At 28.3% G+C, this 3,812-nt stretch carries 2 protein-coding genes; both read right to left on the bottom strand.

The window, feature by feature from the left end; translation table 11 throughout:
• Positions 1-523: 523 nt before the first annotated feature.
• Positions 524-1,075, bottom strand: coding sequence for an anaerobic ribonucleoside-triphosphate reductase activating protein (gene nrdG / locus Q1J78_RS01125; RefSeq protein ID WP_300279614.1), 552 nt, complete (start codon positions 1,073-1,075; stop codon positions 524-526).
• A gap of 99 nt (positions 1,076-1,174) precedes the next feature.
• Positions 1,175-3,541 carry an anaerobic ribonucleoside triphosphate reductase gene (locus Q1J78_RS01120; protein ID WP_300279611.1) on the bottom strand — a complete coding sequence of 789 codons (2,367 nt, stop codon included), beginning with the start codon at positions 3,539-3,541 and terminating at the stop codon, positions 1,175-1,177.
• Positions 3,542-3,812 lie beyond the last annotated feature (271 nt).

Raw genomic sequence — 3,812 nt, 5'->3', positions numbered from 1 at the left:
TAAATATATCTGCTGTTCAGTTTTCAAAGTTCATTTTAATCTTTCGATTTTCTCTTTTGTTTCTTGCCCTCTCTCAAGGACAAGTATTATATTATCATCTCTTTAATAAAAGGTCAACACTTTTTTTATATTTTTTTTATTTTTTTATTCTTATAAAACATATATCTTTTTAAAAACGTTAATTTTTCAGTACTTTTATCGAATTTATTTTCTTAATATCTTTTATAATTTTGATTAATTTATATTATATACATACTCGAATTATACTTTGTTTTAATAAAATATTATTTAATAAAACTATCACTATAAAAAATTTTATATACAGACAGAAAGTATAAAATATTAAAAATAAACATTTACATACAAAAAGAAGCATAATAATATACTATGCTTCTTTTATCAATCAAAATATTTTTATAAATTAATATGATTTCTATCATATTTTATACTTTCGATTTCTATATTACTTTCTATCAAAAGAAAGATATCCTTTTTATTATTTAGCTATTTTTATTTTTATACTCTATTTAGCCATTGGAAGAAAAGTATCGATATAATTTTCTGTATACTCTTCCCGTATAATAATTTTCCCCAATTTTAAACTTTTTTGTACATCTATTATTCTTTGATTAGCTGATCCTCTAAATTTCAAAGAAATATCCTTTTTATTTTCCTCAAATTTTCCATCTACAAGGACATCTATATTTTTTAAAAGTTTCATATTACTAAAATAATTTATATTTTTTTTATCAATTAAATCTTCAAATACAAAGCCTGTAAAAGACCATACATTTAATCCCATTTCCTTTGAAGCAATTGCAATTTCTGCCATTGCGTCTGCTTGTAGGAACGGCTCTCCTCCTGACAATGTAACTCCACTTTGCAATTTTTTAGACTTTATCTTATCGATAATTTCTCTTGTATCAACAATTTTACCACCCTTAAGACTATGTGTTTGAGGATTGTGACACCCAATACAATTATGCTTACAACCTTGACTCCATACAACCGCTCTTAGCCCAGGACCATCAACTATACTATCAAAAGTTATATCTGAAGCTATCCTTATATCCATTAACTCTACACTTCCTTCTTTAACATAACAAACCCTTTGCTTAAAAATAAATAAGCATCTCTTTAACTTATTACTGATTTTACCAAAACATAATATAAACTACATATGTTTTACTCTATCTCTAACTTCTGCTCTCTTAGCATTATTAAATCTATCTACTGTCCCAACAAGATATCCAGTTATTCTTCTAATTCTTTCAAACTTGATATCACTATCATTTTCATTACGTCCACATGCTGGACAAACATCACCAGCTATTATACCAGAATATCCACACACAGGGTCTCTATCTACTGGATGATTTATACTTCCATAGCCTATTCCAGCATCTTTCATAGCTCTTACAACAGATTCAAAAGCTTCTACATTTTGAGTTGGATCTCCATCTAACTCTACATATGTTATATGTCCTCCATTTGTAAATTCATGATAAGGCGCTTCTATATTTATCTTTTCAAATGCACTTAATTTATAATAAACTGGAACATGGAATGAATTTGTATAATACTCTTTATCTGTAATTCCTTTTATTTCACCAAATTTCTTTTTATCAATTTCTGTAAATCTACCAGATAAACCTTCCGCTGGTGTTCCTATAAGAGAAAAGTTAATTCCATATTTTTCTGTAGCCTCATCCATTCTATCCTTCATATGAGATACAATCGCTATTCCTAATTTTTGTGCATCTTCACTTTCTCCATGATGTTTTCCTATAAGTGCTATTAAACACTCTGCTAACCCTATAAAACCTACTGTAAGAGTTCCTTGTTTTATAACTTCCTTTAGTTCATCTTCTGGACCAAGCTCATCTGCACCTAACCAAACACCTTGTCCCATAAGAAATGGGAAGTTCTTCATTTTTTTCTTACCTTGAATTTCCATTCTTTCCATTAATTGGTCTATTACTAAATCTATTTTTTCATCTAAGTCTTTGAAAAATCCTTCTATATCTCCATGAGATCCATCTACACATCCATGTATTATTCCTAATCTAGGTAAATTTATTGTTGTAAAAGATAAATTTCCTCTACCACTTACAGTTTCTGGTCCACATACATTTCCTATAACTCTAGTTCTACATCCCATATATGTAGCTTCTGTTTCAGGATCTCCTTCCTTATAGTATTTAGCATTAAATGGAGCATCTAGAAAACTAAAATTAGGGAATAGTCTTTTTGCAGATACTCTACAAGATAGTTTGAATAAATCGTAGTTAGGATCTCCAGGATTTAGATTTATACCTTCTTTAACTTTAAATATTAGTATAGGAAAAATAGGAGTTTCTCCATCACCTAAACCTTTTTCCTGTGATAAAAGTAAATTTTTACTTACCATTCTACCTTCTGAAGATGTATCTGTTCCGAAATTTATACTAGAAAACGGAACTTGTGCACCTGCTCTTGAATGCATTGTATTTAAATTATGTATAAATGCTTCCATTGATTGATAAGTTTTTCTATTTGTTTCCTTATATGCTTCTTTATATGCAAATTTTTCTATTTTTTTTGATTCTAATGCAGAACATGAAAAACTTGCTGCTATTTTTTCTATTATTTCAGAAGTAAATTTTTCACTCTTATCTATATCAAGACTTGCTTTCACTCCTGTTTCTTTTTCTACAGTATAAACTATATCTTTTACTGTATCTTTTATTTTTTCATCATCTAAATCATCAAGAAGTACTAGACCTTTTACTAAATTAGATATATATAAAGTTCTAAATGTTTTATGTACTCCTTCAGCTAATCCATAATCAAAAAATGGTATACTTTGTCCACCATGTTGATCATTTTGATTGCTTTGAATGGCTATAGCTGCTAAAGCTCCATAACTCATTATGTCATTAGGTTCTCTTAAAAAACCATGTCCTGTTGAAAATCCATCTTTAAATAGCTTAGCAACATCTATCTGACAACAAGTAAGAGTTCCCATATTTAGAAAGTCCATATCATGTATATGTATATCACCTTGTTCATGTGCTTGTGCATGTTCTGGTTTTAATACATTCATCTTACAAAATTCTTTTGATACAGCACTTCCATATTGCAACATAGTTCCCATAGCTGTATTTCCATCTATATTTGCATTTTCTCTTTTTATGTCTTCCTCACCTGCATCAGAGAAAGTAATCTTTTCAATAGCTTTCATAAGTCTAGTCTTTGAATTTCTAACTCTTGTTCTTTCCGCTCTATAAAGTATATATTCTTCACTAGTCTTTGAATGACCATTTTCAATAAGCACTTTCACAACCGCATTTTGTACATCTTCAACACCAGGTACTTCAGTTTTAAATTCTTTTTCCAATAATTCTATAACTTTTTGAGTCAAATCTTCTGCCATTTTAAAATCAGGTGCTTTCCCTTCTTTTTTAGCTACATCTGTATCAGCTAAAAATATAGCTCTAGTTATTTTATTTTCATTAAATGGTATTATTCGTCCGTCTCTTTTTCTTATAAATTCTATCATTGCTAACGCTCCCCTCAAACAACTATATATAGTGTTTTGAATAATCTTAGCTACTATATATAGTGTTTAATTTCTAAAAAAATGCCCTTCAACTAAGTTAAAGGGTTTCGTTATTTTATATATAAATGGTATCAAATTTACATATTTTAGTCAAATATACTGTAAGCATTGAAATTGCTAATACGTTTTTTTAGAATGTAGTGTTTGTAATGTTTACATGAATCGTAATTTTTTTATTTTTTTTTTAGTTTTTGTTTATCTATCATTTTTT

Origin of the sequence: Peptacetobacter sp. (assembly GCF_029264495.1) — a bacterium.
Classification (GTDB): Bacteria; Bacillota; Clostridia; order Peptostreptococcales; family Peptostreptococcaceae; genus Peptacetobacter.
Note: the sequence above shows the minus strand (reverse complement) of the source record. Positions and strands in the feature narration are given on the sequence as shown.

Excerpts from the sequence above, each read along its gene's own strand:
- nrdG (WP_300279614.1), bottom strand. The coding sequence starts at position 1,075 with ATGGATATAAGGATAGCTTCAGATATAACTTTTGATAGTATAGTTGAT.
- Q1J78_RS01120 (WP_300279611.1), bottom strand. The coding sequence starts at position 3,541 with ATGATAGAATTTATAAGAAAAAGAGACGGACGAATAATACCATTTAAT.